The sequence below is a fragment of the Kamptonema formosum PCC 6407 genome, assembly GCF_000332155.1.
Taxonomy (GTDB): Bacteria; Cyanobacteriota; Cyanobacteriia; order Cyanobacteriales; family Microcoleaceae; genus Kamptonema; species Kamptonema formosum.
Genome location: NZ_KB235903.1, coordinates 1411293 through 1426630, shown reverse-complemented (window position 1 = coordinate 1426630; position 15338 = coordinate 1411293). Strand labels below are relative to the sequence as shown.

General features: G+C 42.5%; 20 protein-coding genes and 2 tRNA genes. 15 read left to right on the top strand and 7 right to left on the bottom strand.

The window, feature by feature from the left end; translation table 11 throughout:
- Window positions 1-247: 247 nt before the first annotated feature.
- The 7 genes from OSCIL6407_RS0111140 (at window position 248) to OSCIL6407_RS37040 (ending at window position 4647) form a co-directional block, all read left to right on the top strand.
- Window positions 248-451, top strand: a complete 204-nt coding sequence (locus tag OSCIL6407_RS0111140) for a hypothetical protein (RefSeq protein WP_007353018.1) — start codon at window positions 248-250, stop codon at window positions 449-451.
- Between the two features lie 116 nt (window positions 452-567).
- Complete coding sequence (locus OSCIL6407_RS0111130) at window positions 568-768, top strand: hypothetical protein (RefSeq protein WP_007353019.1); 201 nt, start codon at window positions 568-570, stop codon at window positions 766-768.
- Between the two features lie 409 nt (window positions 769-1177).
- Window positions 1178-1241 (top strand) — tRNA-Met (locus OSCIL6407_RS34165).
- 111 nt (window positions 1242-1352) lie between these two features.
- Window positions 1353-1425 (top strand) — tRNA-OTHER (locus tag OSCIL6407_RS34160).
- 81 nt (window positions 1426-1506) lie between these two features.
- Window positions 1507-1644, top strand: coding sequence for a ribosomal protein L7/L12 (locus OSCIL6407_RS32520; RefSeq protein ID WP_007353020.1), 138 nt, complete (start codon window positions 1507-1509; stop codon window positions 1642-1644).
- 485 nt (window positions 1645-2129) lie between these two features.
- Entirely contained in the window at window positions 2130-2852 is a 723-nt protein-coding gene (locus OSCIL6407_RS0111120; protein ID WP_007353021.1) for a hypothetical protein, read from the top strand.
- 355 nt (window positions 2853-3207) lie between these two features.
- On the top strand, window positions 3208-4647 hold the full coding sequence (locus tag OSCIL6407_RS37040) for a vWA domain-containing protein (protein ID WP_007353022.1): 1440 nt from the start codon (window positions 3208-3210) through the stop codon (window positions 4645-4647).
- Between the two features lie 52 nt (window positions 4648-4699).
- On the opposite strand, the gene OSCIL6407_RS0111110 is transcribed toward OSCIL6407_RS37040, so the two are convergent.
- The gene (locus OSCIL6407_RS0111110; RefSeq protein WP_007353023.1) at window positions 4700-5401 is read right to left on the bottom strand and encodes a hypothetical protein; all 702 of its coding nucleotides are present in this window, start codon (window positions 5399-5401) and stop codon (window positions 4700-4702) included.
- A gap of 161 nt (window positions 5402-5562) precedes the next feature.
- Here OSCIL6407_RS0111110 and OSCIL6407_RS0111105 point away from each other — a divergent pair, with 161 nt between their 5' ends.
- On the top strand, window positions 5563-5817 hold the full coding sequence (locus OSCIL6407_RS0111105) for a hypothetical protein (protein ID WP_007353024.1): 255 nt from the start codon (window positions 5563-5565) through the stop codon (window positions 5815-5817).
- Window positions 5811-6017 (top strand): type II toxin-antitoxin system PemK/MazF family toxin, encoded by a 207-nt coding sequence (locus OSCIL6407_RS30570; protein ID WP_007353025.1) that lies wholly within the window; start codon window positions 5811-5813, stop codon window positions 6015-6017. Before OSCIL6407_RS0111105 ends, OSCIL6407_RS30570 begins: the two co-directional genes overlap by 7 nt.
- A 4-nt stretch (window positions 6018-6021) precedes the next feature.
- Here the strand turns inward: OSCIL6407_RS30570 and OSCIL6407_RS0111095 are convergent, their stop codons facing one another.
- The 3 genes from OSCIL6407_RS0111095 to OSCIL6407_RS0111085 all read right to left on the bottom strand — a co-directional run bounded on the left by OSCIL6407_RS0111095 (window position 6022) and on the right by OSCIL6407_RS0111085 (window position 7745).
- Window positions 6022-6348, bottom strand: coding sequence for a DUF433 domain-containing protein (locus OSCIL6407_RS0111095; protein WP_007353026.1), 327 nt, complete (start codon window positions 6346-6348; stop codon window positions 6022-6024).
- A gap of 94 nt (window positions 6349-6442) precedes the next feature.
- The gene (locus OSCIL6407_RS0111090; protein ID WP_007353027.1) at window positions 6443-7249 is read right to left on the bottom strand and encodes an Rpn family recombination-promoting nuclease/putative transposase; all 807 of its coding nucleotides are present in this window, start codon (window positions 7247-7249) and stop codon (window positions 6443-6445) included.
- Between the two features lie 133 nt (window positions 7250-7382).
- A complete protein-coding gene (locus OSCIL6407_RS0111085) occupies window positions 7383-7745 on the bottom strand; it encodes a hypothetical protein (protein WP_234708685.1) in 363 nt (120 codons plus the stop codon).
- Between the two features lie 207 nt (window positions 7746-7952).
- Between OSCIL6407_RS0111085 and OSCIL6407_RS0111080 the strand changes: the two genes are divergently transcribed.
- Genes OSCIL6407_RS0111080 through OSCIL6407_RS0111065 form a run of 4 tightly spaced genes read left to right on the top strand, consistent with a single transcriptional unit; the run spans window position 7953 to window position 10319 of the window.
- Complete coding sequence (locus OSCIL6407_RS0111080) at window positions 7953-8789, top strand: hypothetical protein (RefSeq protein ID WP_007353029.1); 837 nt, start codon at window positions 7953-7955, stop codon at window positions 8787-8789.
- 52 nt (window positions 8790-8841) lie between these two features.
- Window positions 8842-9480: a ThiF family adenylyltransferase gene (locus tag OSCIL6407_RS0111075; RefSeq protein ID WP_007353030.1), complete on the top strand. Its 639-nt coding sequence runs from the start codon at window positions 8842-8844 to the stop codon at window positions 9478-9480.
- A 47-nt stretch (window positions 9481-9527) separates the two neighbouring features.
- Window positions 9528-9704 carry a PCP reductase family protein gene (locus OSCIL6407_RS0111070; protein WP_007353031.1) on the top strand — a complete coding sequence of 59 codons (177 nt, stop codon included), beginning with the start codon at window positions 9528-9530 and terminating at the stop codon, window positions 9702-9704.
- 18 nt (window positions 9705-9722) lie between these two features.
- Window positions 9723-10319 (top strand): DUF924 family protein, encoded by a 597-nt coding sequence (locus OSCIL6407_RS0111065; RefSeq protein ID WP_007353032.1) that lies wholly within the window; start codon window positions 9723-9725, stop codon window positions 10317-10319.
- A gap of 99 nt (window positions 10320-10418) precedes the next feature.
- Here OSCIL6407_RS0111065 and OSCIL6407_RS0111060 read toward each other — a convergent pair whose 3' ends face one another.
- Both OSCIL6407_RS0111060 and OSCIL6407_RS0111055 read right to left on the bottom strand, forming a co-directional pair.
- The gene (locus OSCIL6407_RS0111060; protein ID WP_007353033.1) at window positions 10419-11777 is read right to left on the bottom strand and encodes a PQQ-dependent sugar dehydrogenase; all 1359 of its coding nucleotides are present in this window, start codon (window positions 11775-11777) and stop codon (window positions 10419-10421) included.
- 105 nt (window positions 11778-11882) lie between these two features.
- Entirely contained in the window at window positions 11883-12425 is a 543-nt protein-coding gene (locus tag OSCIL6407_RS0111055; protein WP_007353034.1) for a hypothetical protein, read from the bottom strand.
- A 266-nt stretch (window positions 12426-12691) separates the two neighbouring features.
- Here OSCIL6407_RS0111055 and OSCIL6407_RS34135 point away from each other — a divergent pair, with 266 nt between their 5' ends.
- Both OSCIL6407_RS34135 and OSCIL6407_RS0111050 read left to right on the top strand, forming a co-directional pair.
- Window positions 12692-12877, top strand: coding sequence for a hypothetical protein (locus tag OSCIL6407_RS34135; RefSeq protein WP_148288851.1), 186 nt, complete (start codon window positions 12692-12694; stop codon window positions 12875-12877).
- A gap of 198 nt (window positions 12878-13075) precedes the next feature.
- The gene (locus tag OSCIL6407_RS0111050) at window positions 13076-13717 is read left to right on the top strand and encodes a L,D-transpeptidase (protein ID WP_007353035.1); all 642 of its coding nucleotides are present in this window, start codon (window positions 13076-13078) and stop codon (window positions 13715-13717) included.
- 157 nt (window positions 13718-13874) lie between these two features.
- Here the strand turns inward: OSCIL6407_RS0111050 and OSCIL6407_RS0111045 are convergent, their stop codons facing one another.
- Window positions 13875-15164, bottom strand: a complete 1290-nt coding sequence (locus OSCIL6407_RS0111045; protein ID WP_019487223.1) for a Glu/Leu/Phe/Val family dehydrogenase — start codon at window positions 15162-15164, stop codon at window positions 13875-13877.
- Between the last annotated feature and the right edge of the window lie 174 nt (window positions 15165-15338).

The window sequence follows — 15338 nt, the reverse complement described above, 5'->3', positions numbered from 1 at the left end:
TAACAAAAAACCCCTGCTTTATATAAGAGGGGTTTTTTGTCATTTTTATAGAGGAGCAACTTTTCGTCTAGGGTGGGCGCAGGTGCTAAAAAAAAATTTCCCAACCCCCTTGACAGTTCTGTAGTATTTGTGTAGTATATAAGTGTGGCAAGCAAAGGAGAGGTCGAAAGCCTCTACAGCAAAAGCCTACCCGAACCTTGACAACTAAATATCTATCAATCTTGAAACGAAGATTAATCAGCGATCGATGTTATTACTTTACACCCGATTTTTCAGTTATGCTCAGACTCCCAGCGAGTCAGAGAAAATTCAACTAGAGCGGCGTAACTTTGACCAAACTGAGACAGATTTAGAGGAAGAGAACTCTATCATACTCAGACAGGAAAAGCCAACCGAAAAAACTGAAAGTCTTAGACAATTGTATCATTTAGAGCGGCGTTTTCTTCTGTAATTATTTGCCAAATTATAAGCTGACTAAATTACAGAACAGACAAGCTACCAAATCCAAATTCAAATCCAAATCCAAATCCAAATCCCAAATCTAAAATATTTATAGGAGGTGCTAGCATGGTTCATATTCGTTTTGAAGGGCGTTCTTACGATGTTGCAGAAGAGCAGCTAGGCATCACGCCCAATATGAATGATGGAGCCGTTAAAGAACGACTCGCACAGCATTTTGATGTCGGGCGCGATCGCTTTCAACCTTACGTCTTAGATCGCCGTCCTACAGGCGATTTGATTATACGCCCAGAGGCAGTTTACGGCTAATTGCTGTCAATTATTAACGTCTAATTGTAGTTAGTAATTAAAGGCGCACCCTAACTAAAAAAGCCTACAAACTGGTAACATTCGAGCAATCGAATAGTAGGTTCGATCCCTGCCCTCTCCGCTTTTTGGAGAGGAGTAAAAAAACAGCTTTTCTGACTTGTGTGCCCTTAATTATTGCACTATTTTCAAGTTCCATTGATTTTTACTTCGCGCCCAGATTGCAAAAGCCTACATACCCTTGGCCAAGAGCATTCGATTAAATCGAAAGGTCAGAGGTTCGATTCCTCTCCATTCCATTATTTGGATGGTAGCTCAGTAAAGTAAAAAGCTTTTCTAACTTGCGCGAAGTAACCCAATCAATTTTGAATGAAATTCACAATCTCAAATCAAATTATCCCGCATCCTAACTGATGAAGCTTACAAACATACGCCTCATAAGCGGGAAGTTGTAGGTTCAAATCCTACCGTCGCCATTATTGGCGATGTAGCTCAAATGGTAGAGCACCAGTTAAAGAGCTTTTTTAACTTGTGCGGGATAAAAACTAGGTAGTTAAACAGCACTTCGCGCCCCAACTAAGGAAGCTTACATACTAGCTCATGGTTGAGCATTTCTCTCTAAAGAAAAGGTCACGGGTTCAACTCCCGTATATGTACCCAAGGCTTTCTTAACTTGCGCGAGGTGATTTTAACTGCTTAAAAAATGGACGTTGATTCTGGGTTTTTACCAAAAATAAAAAGATGAATGATGTTGAAATTGAACCTGAATTTGATGTCATTCTATCAGAAGTTCCAGCCGATAGAATACTTGCAGTTATCAAGACAATTAGAAGCATCACAAATCTGCCACTGTTGGAAGCTAAAAATTTTGTGAACTAGCTGCCAAGGGTAGTTAAGGAAGCTGTAGACTATAACTCTTGTAGCGATATTAAGCAAAAGCTAGAAGCAGCAGGTGGCAAAGTTTTGATTAAAACTCGCTGACAGTTATTTCTGTTAAAAATTGAGGGTTTCACTTCGCATCCTAACCGATAAAGCCTACACACTTTACTAACTATAGGGCTCTAAGGTAGCGATATTCGGGCGACCGACCTAGCGAAGCATTCCAAGTCTCTTGTTAGATGAGGTTTGCGTGTCCACTGCCAGGTAAAACTGGTAAGAACAGCCGTGCTTAAAGCTTTTTCGACTTGTGCGAAGTATTTTGCCTTAGCATTTCTTGGGTGTTTGATTATTAGGCTTCTTGCAATAATATTCCGGCGATTGAAATCGCGCCTACACAAACAAAGTCCGCCTACGCGGACTAATGAGATCGATAGATTTTTGCAATCGGTTTATTCTGCTGTATTACTCTCAAATTAAGGGTATTTATGAGCGAACACCGCTTAGGTGAAAATGTGATTGAGCGCCCTCGTTCAGGGTGGAGAATCAGCTTAAAAAAGGTGACTGGGTACAAGAAACACCTAACAAAGATTACTGAAGAAGCAAGTACAGACGGACTGCTTAGACCTTACTTAATTAAGCCGAGAAACAAGACAAAATACTTTTCTGATTGTCTTGGCCCGCTGTACCGTTGGCTGCGTTCAAAAATAGGGAAACTCTGGGATGAGGTTTATAGAGAAATGTCCCAGTTGGTTGATATCACTACTTTATCGGGTCAACATATCCTTTCTCATGTTTGGAGTTATGTAGAACGAAATGTTGTGATTATTGATGGGGTTCCTTACCCTAAAAGCTCTGCCTATCATTACCAGCCAAATCGCATTGGTTATTCCCAAGAAAAACTGTATATTCACCCAGATTCTGGCATTCTCTGTTTAGCTAAGAAAATCCCATACAAGCCTCCTGAAAAACCGAAAGATTTTTTGAGAATCGATGCCTACCATCATTACCGTAAGATCGATGATATTTGGTATCTAATTACGCTGGCAGATATTCCTTTTCTGAGTTTGGGTGCTGATGTTGTTTTGAAAACTAATCTGACTCGCGATCGCGGGTGGTGGGAATACGGAAAGCCTGTTTATGCTGTTAGTAAACAGCAGTGTAGTAAGAAACAAATTAAGTTTATTATGCAGCAACTTAGCAAGGTTTAAGGTTTTTACTTCGCGCCCTAACTGGGAAAGCTTACATACTAGCCAAATTGGAAAAGGCGCTTGATTTAGGTTCAAGATTATGCAGGTTCAATCCCTGCGTATGAACAAATGGCTTTTTTGACTTGCGCGAAGTAATTTTTTTCTAATAGATGCGCCAGGGGTTAAAACCCCTGTCTAAGAGCAAAAGTCGGTTAAAACCGACTAAAGATTTTTGTAGTCCTCTTCAGAGGACTTAAGCTATGAGACAGGGGTTTTAACCCTTGGCGGGTAAGTGGGTAAGGCATAAAATGTCAGTGAAAGAAGAGCGACAGATGCCTCTAAAAAATTCTCTATTAATTCAAAGGAGATAATAGTTATGAATATGAATACAGCCGAGCGAGATTTACGTTTAGAAATGCTTAATAGTTTGCTAACTACACCTCACCGCCAATTAGAAAAGGTGACAGAAATTCACAAGTTAATTGTGGAAATTGACCCGATTTTTTACGGTCATTTAGCGGTGTGGTATCAGCACAATGGCGACGTGCGCGATCATAAGGAAGTTTTTGTCGGAAATTTGCTAACAAGTAACTTAACTGAGCACAGAGATGCTGGTTTTGTGATGTTACAAGAGTTCCCTCCTTATGAGGTTTCACGGATTGTGGACTTTATGAAGGTTCACCGGGGAAAAGTGCCGCGATCGGCGCGTACTGCTGTGACTCGCTATCTGAAATCGCGCGAAAAGAATCCGCAGTTTTTCGATCGCGCTGCAATGCGGGGACGCAAGGCGATGAAGCATTTGTATGCGAGTTTGCATATTAAACCAAGCGATCGTGCTGATTCTGTCCTGTTTAAGGACAATCCGCCAGAGGACAGTCTGGCGTTTGTACTCAAGCAGTTGGCGAAGGCGGCGACTCCAGCGGATCAGGCGATGTTGATTGTCGAGCACAAGATTCCTTATGCGATCGCAGTTGGCGCAGTAAAACAACTAACACCAACTGTATTGGTAGCATTAATTGATTCGATGTCACCGCAGGAAGTAATTAATAACTTGAAATCCATTCAAAATCGCGGTGCAATGGATCACCCAGAAGTCAAAAAATTGATTGATGGGAAGTTGGATCAAGCCGCGAAAAGCGATCGAGTTTCTGCTTTTAAAGCTAGTGTTGCCGGCGATGGCGCTCAATTTGATGCAGCGACGGCGGCGAAACTGGAAGCGGTGACAAATGAACAGGTAAAAAGACGCGGTAAAATCGCTAAATCTACTGGTTTGCTAGTAGATAAGTCAGGTTCCATGACGAATGCAATCGAAGTTGGTAAGCGTCTTGCCGCGTTAATTTCTGGTATTTCCGATGCCGATTTGTTCGTCTATGCCTTTGACACGATGCCCTATTTTGTAGAGGCAAAAGGTAAGGAATTGACGGACTGGGAGCGTGCTTTTAAGCATCTTCAGGCAAATGGTGGTACTAGCTGCGGTTGCGCTGTGGAAGTGATGCGGAAGAAAAAGCAGGTGGTTGAGCAGTTTATTTTGGTGACAGATGAAGGTGATAATTCTACACCTTTATTTGCCGATGCTTATACTACTTATTGCCGCGATTTAGGGGTAATGCCGAATGTAGTGATCGTGCGAGTTGGTTCTCATTCTAATTATGTTGAGAGTCAATTGAAGCAGAAGCAAGTGCCGGTGGAAACCTTTACGTTTGCTGGTGATTACTATTCATTGCCGAATTTGGTGCCGATGCTTTCTCGTCCTTCGCGGTTGGAGTTGCTGATGGAAATTCTGGATGTGGCTTTGCCGGTGAGAGATGATAAGTGATAATAATGGGGCTGGTAAATAAAACAAGCCCCATTAATCATTTTTTTTAAATTTACTGATCGGAGGGAGGTAGATAGTAACGGTGTTTTTGAGTAGGCTTTAACAAGTGTTTTGTTGTCTTTGAAAATGATTCCCAGTACGCTGAAACTATCTCTCGGAGCCTTCTTATGATATCATCAAGTGAATCTTTCCAAGATACTGAAGAAAGTTGCTTAAAGTATTGATCTAATCCCAAAGTTTTCTCGTTATTAGGATCGAGAAAAATTACAGCAAAATTCCATTCTTTTTCTTCTTTTGCTAACTGCTCTACTGATTTTCGTTGGTTAAAACTGCGGGGAGGCAAACCTATGACCAAACAATATCTCATGTTATATTTGTTTGCATAAGTCTTCACTTGACTTTTAGCGTGCCATATATCCTCACGGGATAACACCTTTTTAACTTCTATCACAGTGCTAATATCTGGACAAATAATATCTGCTCTGTATACTACATCGTCATATTTGTAAACTTTTTCAATGGAATTGTTTATTCCTACTGATAATAAATACTGGCTAATAAAGACTTGAATAGGTTTTTCTTTCGACTTATACCAGTCATTTTTAGTCGGCGATATTTCTAAAACCGCAAGCTCTACATTGTCAAAAAATTCACCCGATTCACAAGATTCAACCGACTCACCCGGCTTAATCCAGCCATCCGAGTCATGCAAGAAGTCATGATAAGATGATTGGATATGTTCTTCAGATGGCATAGTTAATTAAGTTTTATAGAAATCAGAGTGTAGTCATTGGATGGGAGGATAATTTGATCGGTAAGATTCCCAAAATCATACTACATTTTAACTGAGGATAGACAGTGCGATCGCGCTTAAGCTAAACTAGAACTATAGCCCCTCAAACAGTTACAACACTCATGGCTAACATTAAAACAGATCTTTCCCTCCCCGATTCACTCTATAACCAAGTATCTATCCTGGCAAATGAGATGCAGATTCCTGAAAATCAACTGTTTATTTTAGCAATGGAAGACTATTTGCATCGCCATCATCAACAAGAACTCCTAAAAAGCATCAATGAAGCCTATGCAGATGGACTAGATCCGTCAGAGCAAGCTATGTTAGAGGGAATGCGTCAACATCAGCGACAATTGGCAGAAACAGAATGGTAATTCACCAAGGAGATATTTACTGGATTGATTTAGGACAGCCAATTGGCTCAGAGCCAGGTTATGTTCGTCCTTATGTAGTCATTCAAAATGATATATTGAACAGTTCTCAAATCAGGACTGTAATTGTTTGTGCTTTAACTACTAATATCAAGCGAGCGAGGGCAATGGGGAATGTACTACTTGAAGCAGGTGAAGCATGAGTCACTATCCACCCCTCCGAGACAACAAACGTTCTCTAATTCCTTGAGGATTGAATTTAGCCTCATTCTGTCTGCGAACTTCCCTCGCTAATACTTGCCGCTGCTGCAAATACGCCTCGACATCTTCCTGATGCTGCAAATAATAAGCAATTGTGGCATACACATCTGCTAAACGCAAAGATGGATAAGCCAAACAAATTTCCTCAGCAGTTGCACCTCGATTAAAAGAAAATACAACCGTATCAAGGGTTACTCGTGTTCCCCCTACTAGCACTACGCCATCAGCATTAACTGCTAAAGGTAAGGGTGTTGCTGCTATTGAAATAGTCATAATTTTCACCTACTCAATAGGTGGTCATTCAAAACGATATAGATTCAGTTGATGAAAATCAGAATTAAACTAATAATCAGCAAATACAATTTTGCTAATTTCCCCTATCTTCTCCTTCCTCAATCTCACCACCAGAAAAACCCTGAACTGCCTGCCTTACCAATTCAATGTCCAACCCTAACTCACGAGCAATTTGTTCTACACTCAATCCCAGTCGCAAAAGTACAGGCACTGTTTCTACCTTACCTTCTATTTTGGCTTCTTGATAAAATCTTGTCTGCTTCAAATCACCCAATTCCAGCATTTCTTGTATCTCCTGACGACTCAAATTAGCAAACTTATAAACAATGACCGTCTCAATAAATTCTACTACATCGCGGCTAAGGTCTTCATCATCCAACTGCCGCGCCTTTCCAATTAATTGCCGAGCTTCTGCACCCGCTGTTTCTTCTGGCTCTACAATTAATTGTACCATACCTAGAGCTAAAGAGCGATCGCCTGTTTTTTCTAACTCCTCCAAATAGATAATTTTCACCTGCTGGCTCATCAACAAACCTCGATATTGTCTTGGTAAGTCGGGATCGACATTGCGGTTTTTAAACACAGCCACAGCCTGCCAATCTTGAGTAGGCATTTCTTGCTTCAGATACAGGAAAACTTCTGCAAAAAAACGCCAATAAAAATAGTCTTTCTTCTGAAACTGTACCTCAATAAAGTAAATAGGTTTGTCGTTATCCTCATCACTAGGCTTAAACAATCCATCGATGGTAAAATTCGGTTGTTTGATTTCTACTGAGGTAAAATGATAAGCTTCAACCTCAGAAGAAGATTGACCAATCAGCTCAAAAAAGCTATGGGGGAACTTCTGAAATAGCTTATAAAAGAGTGAGTCTGTTTTCACTTTATCCTAAAATAAGATAGACTTGCCTACAAAGAAGCTGAAGTCACTTGACTCCAGCCTTCTTTGACACAAAAAGCGGAGGATACACCCTGAGTTATACACTCGGTTTTAAACCTGCATCACAGCTTAATTCTTAGTCAACAACTAAAGAAGGATTAGCACAGAAATCAAACTTCTCCGCCTCTGACATACTCCCATCTTCAAATCCTACTTTTATCCACTGGCTGCAAGCTTCGTGATTAGTCTGTTCACCCCAAACCATCTCTCCTTCACTCTTGGGAGCAATGTTACTTTCCAGAGAAAAGTATCCCCAAGTCTTGCCATCTTCAGATACGAATACCTGGCTAATTGCTGTATCGGTATTGTTCTGAACTGTAAATTTGTATTCCTCGGCTTTGACTGGGTTAGCAAAAATAGATGCTAAGCTCAAGGCTGTACCTGCGGTTGCAACTGCGACTTTTAAGAATTTCGGAGTCATCATAGTATGTCTTTGCATTGTTTTTGGATAAGATAATTTTGTCCTACTTCTAGGATTTGAAATTCAAACCTAACACAAGAACCTGCTTAACGCAATAGTTTAATTGTTACATTCTGCAATTCATCCTTAAAACTAAATGTTTTTAGTGTTAATGTTCAATAACATATAACTTCTATACCATTAAAGTTTCAGGAAAATATTTAATGAGTTTTGGAGGTAAATATAGTGGCAGATATCCGCAATCTTCTGAGCAAACTGGCTGCACAAGAAACGCAGTTGTGCGATACTCAGTTTCTCGCGCCTTGCACTCGCGGGGGACGGGTACGGACAAGGGTAGCTGGAATTGTTTATACTTTCAAGCCAAAGCCGCGTAATTTTGAAGGATGGGGTATTTTTCAGCCAGTTAATGAAAAAGTTGCTCAAGTAGTTGATGAACCCAGTTTGCCACAACTGACGGAATATTTGCAACTACTTGCTCCCATTCGATTGCAACTAGCTTACACTTTGCAAGGACAAACTTGGCTGGCTTATCCTGTTAATGAATCTGATGCTAGACAACGCATTGGTGTTGCCAAACCATTTCCCATCCATTTAGTAACTGAAGGCGCTACTTTTGAGCCAATTATTGCTAGATGGGATGGTAAATCGTGGTGGTTCGAGGATATCGATCGCCGCGCCGATCCGCTGTCATCTGAGGAACTAAGATTGGCGTTAAAAAAGGTGATTTCTCCTCAAGAAGTCCGCTTTAAGGGGATGACACCGGAGATGCGTACTGTCTACGAGTTAGTAGCACAGCAGACTGAGGAATTTAGTCAAAAGTTCCAGCAGCGACGGGATGAAAAGCGCTTACAGGAGGCGCTACAAATGGGTGGGGGAGAGTTGCGAGAGTTTCGCGATCGCGACGACTATTGGCTGATCGAGTGGACTGGTGGAAATGGCGATCGCCACACCAGCGCGATCGCCAAAAATGACCTGACTGTAGTTAGTGCTGGCATTTGTCTAAGCGGACTAGACAGCAACTTTGATTTACAATCATTAGTTGGAGTTGTCGAAGCTAGATAAGTTAGCAATTAGCCATTCGCAATTAGCTATTACCAATTACCAATTACCAATTATGTCAACTTTATTTCACGAACAACTGTATCGAACACCAGCAGTAATGTCACTGTTGAAAAAGTTGCCAGTAACGGTATGTGGCGCTGGTGCTTTGGGTGCTAATATTACTGAGAACTTGGCACGTTCTGGCTTTGAAAACTTAAAGGTAATTGACCGCGATCGCATCGAGGAACGTAACTTATCTACCCAACCCTATTATCGTTCAGATGTGGGCGCATTCAAAGCAAAAATTATCGCCAATAACCTCTACCGCGCTCTAGGAGTTAAGGTCGATCCACAGTCGAAAGAACTAACAGCAGCAAATGCCGCTGTACTACTTGCCAATAGTGCATTAGTAGTTGATACTTTTGATAATAGCATAGGTCGGCAAGCTGTTAAAGATTGCTGTGCGAGTAGGAGTATTCCCTGTCTCCATGTCGGTTTAGCTAGTGATTATGCTGAGGTGATTTGGAATCAAGGCTATCGCGTTCCTTCACCAGCAAATGATGATGTTTGCGATTACCCTTTAGCGAGAAACTTGGTGATGCTGACTGTTGCAGTTGCCTGTGAAGTTATTATTAATTTTGCGGCTACTAAAGAGCAACAGAGTTTTACAGTTACGCTGGGGGATTTTGCCATTAAGCCCTTTATGCTGTAAACTATGAATTTATAGCAATTGTACTTAAAATCAGGAGTAATTGGATAATGAGTATACCACTAGAATGGACAGCAGAAGCTGAGGCAAGGCTCAAGGAAATTCCCTTTTTCGTCCGACCGGCTGCTCGTAAAAAGATTGAGAAATTTGCTCAAGAATTGGGGATAACTCAAATTAATGTTGAAGTTTACGAGCAAGCTAAACAAAAGTTTAATTCTAAAAAATAGGTTTTAATTGAAATTACAATGAATAATCAATTAGAATCAAGATTGCAAGTCGATCGAGTTTTAACTTTCTGGTTTGGTCAATCTGACTCTCCCAACTATGGCCAACCTAAAAAAGAATGGTTTACAAAAGATACAGCTTTTGACGAGGAAGTACGATCGCGCTTTTTCTCAGACTATGAATTAGCCGCATCAGGTAAACTTGACTCTTGGCAAAAATCCCCAGAAAGTTGCTTAGCATTAATCATATTACTAGATCAATTCCCTCGGAATTTATTTCGTGGAAAACCTCAAGCCTTTGCCACTGATAGTAAAGCACTGATTGCTGCTCAATACGCTGTCGATAACAAGTTCGATAGCACCTTTTTGTCTGTACAAAGGTGGTTTATTTACCTGCCTTTTGAACATAGCGAAAATTTGGAACATCAGCGAAAAGCAGTTGAATTATTTTACCAACTTAGCGGAGATGCTGAGAGTAAATCACCTATTGATTATGCCATTCGTCATTTAGAAATAATTGAGAAGTTTGGTAGATTTCCCCATCGAAATCAAATTCTTGGAAGGGAGACAACGCCAGAGGAAGCTGAGTTTATAAAACAGCCTGGTTCTGGTTTTTAGAATCAAGGAAGAAGGGAGAAGGAAGAAGGAAGAAGGAAGAAGGAAGAAGTTAGGGAGAGACGAATAAATTTTTCCCAACTAACAACTAACAACTAACAATTATCCCCGATACTGCACGCGATAAATTATGTTATTACCTTCTTCAGTAAACAACAAACTCCCATCAGGTAAAACTAGCAAACCAACAGGACGACCCCAAGTTTTAGGCCCTGATGGCTCGATCAGAAACCCCTTCAAAAAATCTTCATAATAATTTTGGGGACGACCAACGTTATTAAATGGTACAAACACAATTTTGTATCCCGTTCCAGCGTTACGGTTCCAACTGCCGCGAAACGCTACAAAGGCTCCATTCCGATATTTTTCAGGAAATGTTTTCCCATCATAAAACTGAAGTCCTAAAGCTGCTGAATGCGCTTGAAAAAGTACGTCTGGGATAAGAGTCTTAGCAGCTAAATCTGGGCGATCGCTGATGCCATTTTGCGCGTGGCGCGGATCTAAACGATTCGCTGTAAAATAAGCATAAGGCCAACCGTAAAACTGACCTTGCTGAATTCGTGTCAAGTAATCGGGTACTAAATCGTCCCCTAAACCATCGCGTTCGTTAACTGTGGTGTAAAGTTCTCCAGTTTGCGGATGAAAATCTAATCCTACGGGATTTCGTAACCCATAAGCAAAGGTTTTTTGATTCTGACCGTCTAAATTCATCACCTGTACTGAGGCTCTGGGTAACTCTTCTACACTGGCATTTGATGCCGAACCAATGGAGACATAAAGCTGATTTTTATCTGGGGAGGTGACAACATTTCGCGTCCAGTGTTGGTTATAACCACCTCCCGGTAAGTCAGCAATTTTTTCACCAGTTCCAGTTAGTTGTTGCTGGCCTTGATTGTAGGGAAATCTGCGGACTTCGGCGCTATTACCGAGGAAAAAATAGCGATCGCTAAAGGCCATCCCAAAGGGAATATTTAACCCATTTGCCCTAGTAGCAAAGGTTTCGCGCACATCCGCAACGCCGTCGCCGTTGGTATCCCGCAACAGGCGAATCCGGTTTTGCCGGGTTTCAGTCACCAAAACATCGCCGCTAGGAGTCAGTGCTAACCACCGAGGAGCCTCTAAATTGTTAGCAAAGATGTTAACAGTAAAGCCGGGAGGAACGCGCAAGGCTCCACCTTGGCTAGGCGGTACTACTTGAGGGGATTTTGAGGCGCTTTGGGTGGCGTAGGGTTGCGGTAAATTAGCAACTGTAATGCGGATTGGCTGTGGCGAGAACGTTTCGGTGCGTAATATCTGGCTCGGTGCTGTTACATTTGTCTGGGCTACTGGTGAGGTATTTTGCAGCACTGGGCTAGCTTGTGGGGATTCTTGATTGCTAGAATTGACTGGAGCGATCGCCTGCTTTTCGCGATCGCACGCAGTTATCGACAGCAGCACCAAAATTAGAAATAAAAAGCGCATTTGACACCCCCAGCCTTAGAAAAATCGAAAATCTAAAATCATTGAAGCCACCGCAAAAACGCGGTGACATCAGTTAGTTAATTAAAAGTTGCTGCGATCGTAACCTTACCAAAGTCCTCTCACAGGAGCCGCTGGTTGCATCATCGGAGCAGGAGCCATCGGTGCCTGACGAGCAGGAGCCGCTTGAGGCCGAGCTGGAGGTGCAGGGGGACGCATTGGGGCTGCGGGACGCATTGGCATTGGTGCCGGAGTTGTCTGAGTTTGAGTCTGAGTCCGAGTTGTAGTGGTCATACGAGTCGCCGTACTCGCCGTCACCTTCACATTTGGGATCACTACAATACTTTGCACCACAGAACCGCCGCGAGCTACACTTGCTCTGACACGACTTCCCGGTACTAAACCCATAGTTCCCAGTACCCGCCGTTCAATTAGCAGAGTTCTGTAAGTACCGCCCTCAACATCAACTGTCACCACTTCACCAACAATGCTTTTCACAATGCCTGTGATTGTTTCCACATTCGCTGTTGTATTCATGCCTGCTTGAGCTAATTCACTCTCAGGGTTTGCCATTGCTGGATGCACTACCCCTACTGAAACTAACAGCGATAGGGCTGTACCTGTTAGTAAAGTAATCTTTTGAAGACTCATTGTTTCCTCACTTTTGACTATATTTTTGGATCGGGTTGCTTTGATTGTAAGAAACCACCCTAACCTTTATACCTAATCTATTTTACTCACCTGATGGCAGACTTCAGATAATCGTTAGGTAAAGATTATCTCACCACTATTCATAGACTCTATTCTCCGTCAGGAGTTCCACAACATCATCTTGACAGTTGGGCAGATAGTAAGTTAGGTAAGTTAACTGCGATCGCGGAACCCAATTCCCTAACTAACATCAGTCCTGAGTTGCTGTGGAAACTTACGAAAAACCCCCTAATCGGCTCGCGATCGCGAGCGATCGCACTCACAGGAATTATAATTTTCTTGTGCCTTTCTTTGCCCAGACTCGGCAACGGCTGTTGCTAGTGGGTCACGCGATCGCAGGGTACACTGATATCATAGATATCGGTCTTTCTTCAGACTATAACTGTAGCTAATTTGAAAATAACTCTACCAAGAGGGGGATCTTACTGACGGCAGGGATCGAGGAAGAAATATTAACAATGAAACCTTTCAAGTCAAGGGTCAAAAGTCAAGATTAATCACAGGTTAAACCCAAAAAGAACAATGACTTTCGGATTTAAACAGATTAATCTTGTAGAATACTGTTAGTGAGGAAGTGAGAGAAACAAGCAATGACGAATAGTGGATCTTTATCTAAGAAGCTAATGGCGATGGGCTTGAGTACAGCCCTGTTAACGATCGGCATACAACAAGCGACGGCTGCTCCAGTAACTAATTCAAATCATTCTATCCCCAAAAAAGCTGCTCCTAAAAAGATATCACTTCCCCAGAGTTCGCGGACGATCGGGAAACTAGAATTGCCACCTCTAGGAGATAAAAACACTTTTCTGCCTCCCTTTCAAACTCCCCCAGTTAATCCTTTACAGGAAGTTCGTTTAGTGCTAAGATTGAGAGAACGCCGCGTTTATGTTTACCGCAAAAATGAGTTGCAAACAAGTTTCCCTGTGGCTGTGGGAAAAGATGGTTGGGAAACTCCTACAGGCAATTTTAAAGTTATGCAAATGATTAGAGAACCAAGTTGGGAACATCCTTGGACAGGAGAGGTTGTTCCTCCAGGCCCAGATAATCCATTAGGAAGTAGGTGGATTGGCTTTTGGACTGATGGTAAAAATGTGATTGGTTTTCACGGAACACCTAATCCAGAATCTATCGGCAGACCTGCTTCTCATGGTTGCGTCAGAATGTACGATAAAGATGCTCAAGCTTTATTTGAAAAGGTAGAAGTAGGAACGCCCGTAATAGTAGAACCTTAGAATGTTAACGGTTAACTGTTAAATGTTAACGGTTAACTGTTAGCATAAGCAACCATTTTTCAGAAGGGTATAAGGGCCATGACCTTGATTTTATCTACTCCTTGACGGGGTAATAACCCCGTCAGCATTAAAACTAGATCGCAAGTTGGTAAAAAAATCAAGGATAAAGACCGCGATCGCTCAGCGCTTGAGCCACGCGGCCAACGCCTAGCATATAAGCCGCTAACCGCAAAGACACCTCCCGCGCCTTAGCCAGTTCGCTGACTCGGTGATAAGCTTGCACCATCAACCCTTCCATTTCACGGTTTACCCGTTCCTCGTCCCAAAATACATAGGATTGACCTTGCACCCATTCCAAGTAACTGACTACGACTCCGCCAGCATTCGTTAAAATATCTGGCAAAACCTTGATCCCACGCGCTTCTAACATCTGATCGGCGATCAAAGTAACAGGAGCATTCGCCGCTTCTGCTACGAATTTGGCTTGGATGCGATCGCAGTTTTCCTCAGTAATTTGGTCTTCCAAAGCTGCGGGAATCAGCACATCGCAAGGCAGAGTCAACAATTCAGCATTACTTACCGCCACCCCACCAGGAAAACCCACAATACTGCGGTTATTTTGTTGAGCATACAGTTTCACAGCAGGGATATCTAAACCTTCAGGAGCAAATAGTCCGCCGTTCACATCCGAGACTGCTAAAATCTTAGCCCCCTCTTCGTGCATGAGTAAAGCAGCCGAGCTACCCACATTCCCGAACCCTTGAATCGCGACTCGCGCTCCCGCCAAAGTCTGACCCTGTTCCAGCAGCGCCTCGCGGACAGTAATCATCACACCGCGTCCCGTTGCCATTTCGCGACCCTTAGAACCGCCAATAGACAAGGGTTTGCCCGTTACCACCCCCGGCACTGCATGACCCACATTCATAGAATAAGTGTCCATCATCCAAGCCATTTCGCGAGAGCTAGTGCCCATATCAGGGGCGGGAATATCAACGGCGGGGCCAATATCTTTAATCAATTCAGTAGTGTAACGGCGGGTAATGCGCTCTAACTCACCAACACTGTAGTGAGAAGGATCGATCGCAATTCCGCCCTTAGCACCACCGTAGGGAATGCCCAATAAAGCACATTTCCAGGTCATCAACATCGCTAGAGCAGATACTTCTTGCAGAGTAACAGAGGGATGGTAGCGAGTCCCACCTTTGTAAGGGCCAAGGACATTGGAGTGCTGTACGCGGTGGCCCGCCAAAACTTGCACTTCACCGCTGTCTAGTTTCACGGGAATGGAGACAGTAACTACTTTCCGAGGCTGTTCGAGAATTATCAGCAAGCCTGGATCTATTTGCAATAAGTTACCCGCCAGTTGCAGGTAAGTGCAACTCCGATCCATAGGACAGATGTAAGCGGGCGAGGGAGATTCTTTTGGTCGTAGCGATGTTGTAACCATAGCAACCCTCCTGCGGGGTATGTAGGTAAATTTAATCTCTATACCTAAGCTAACTTGATATTCTGAAGAAAATATAAATTGGTAAAAATCGTTACAGTTATTCGTGAGTAAAAATGATAAAGCTTAAAAATAAGTAAAAAAGCTCATTGACAAATTAACCACCTTGTTAAATTA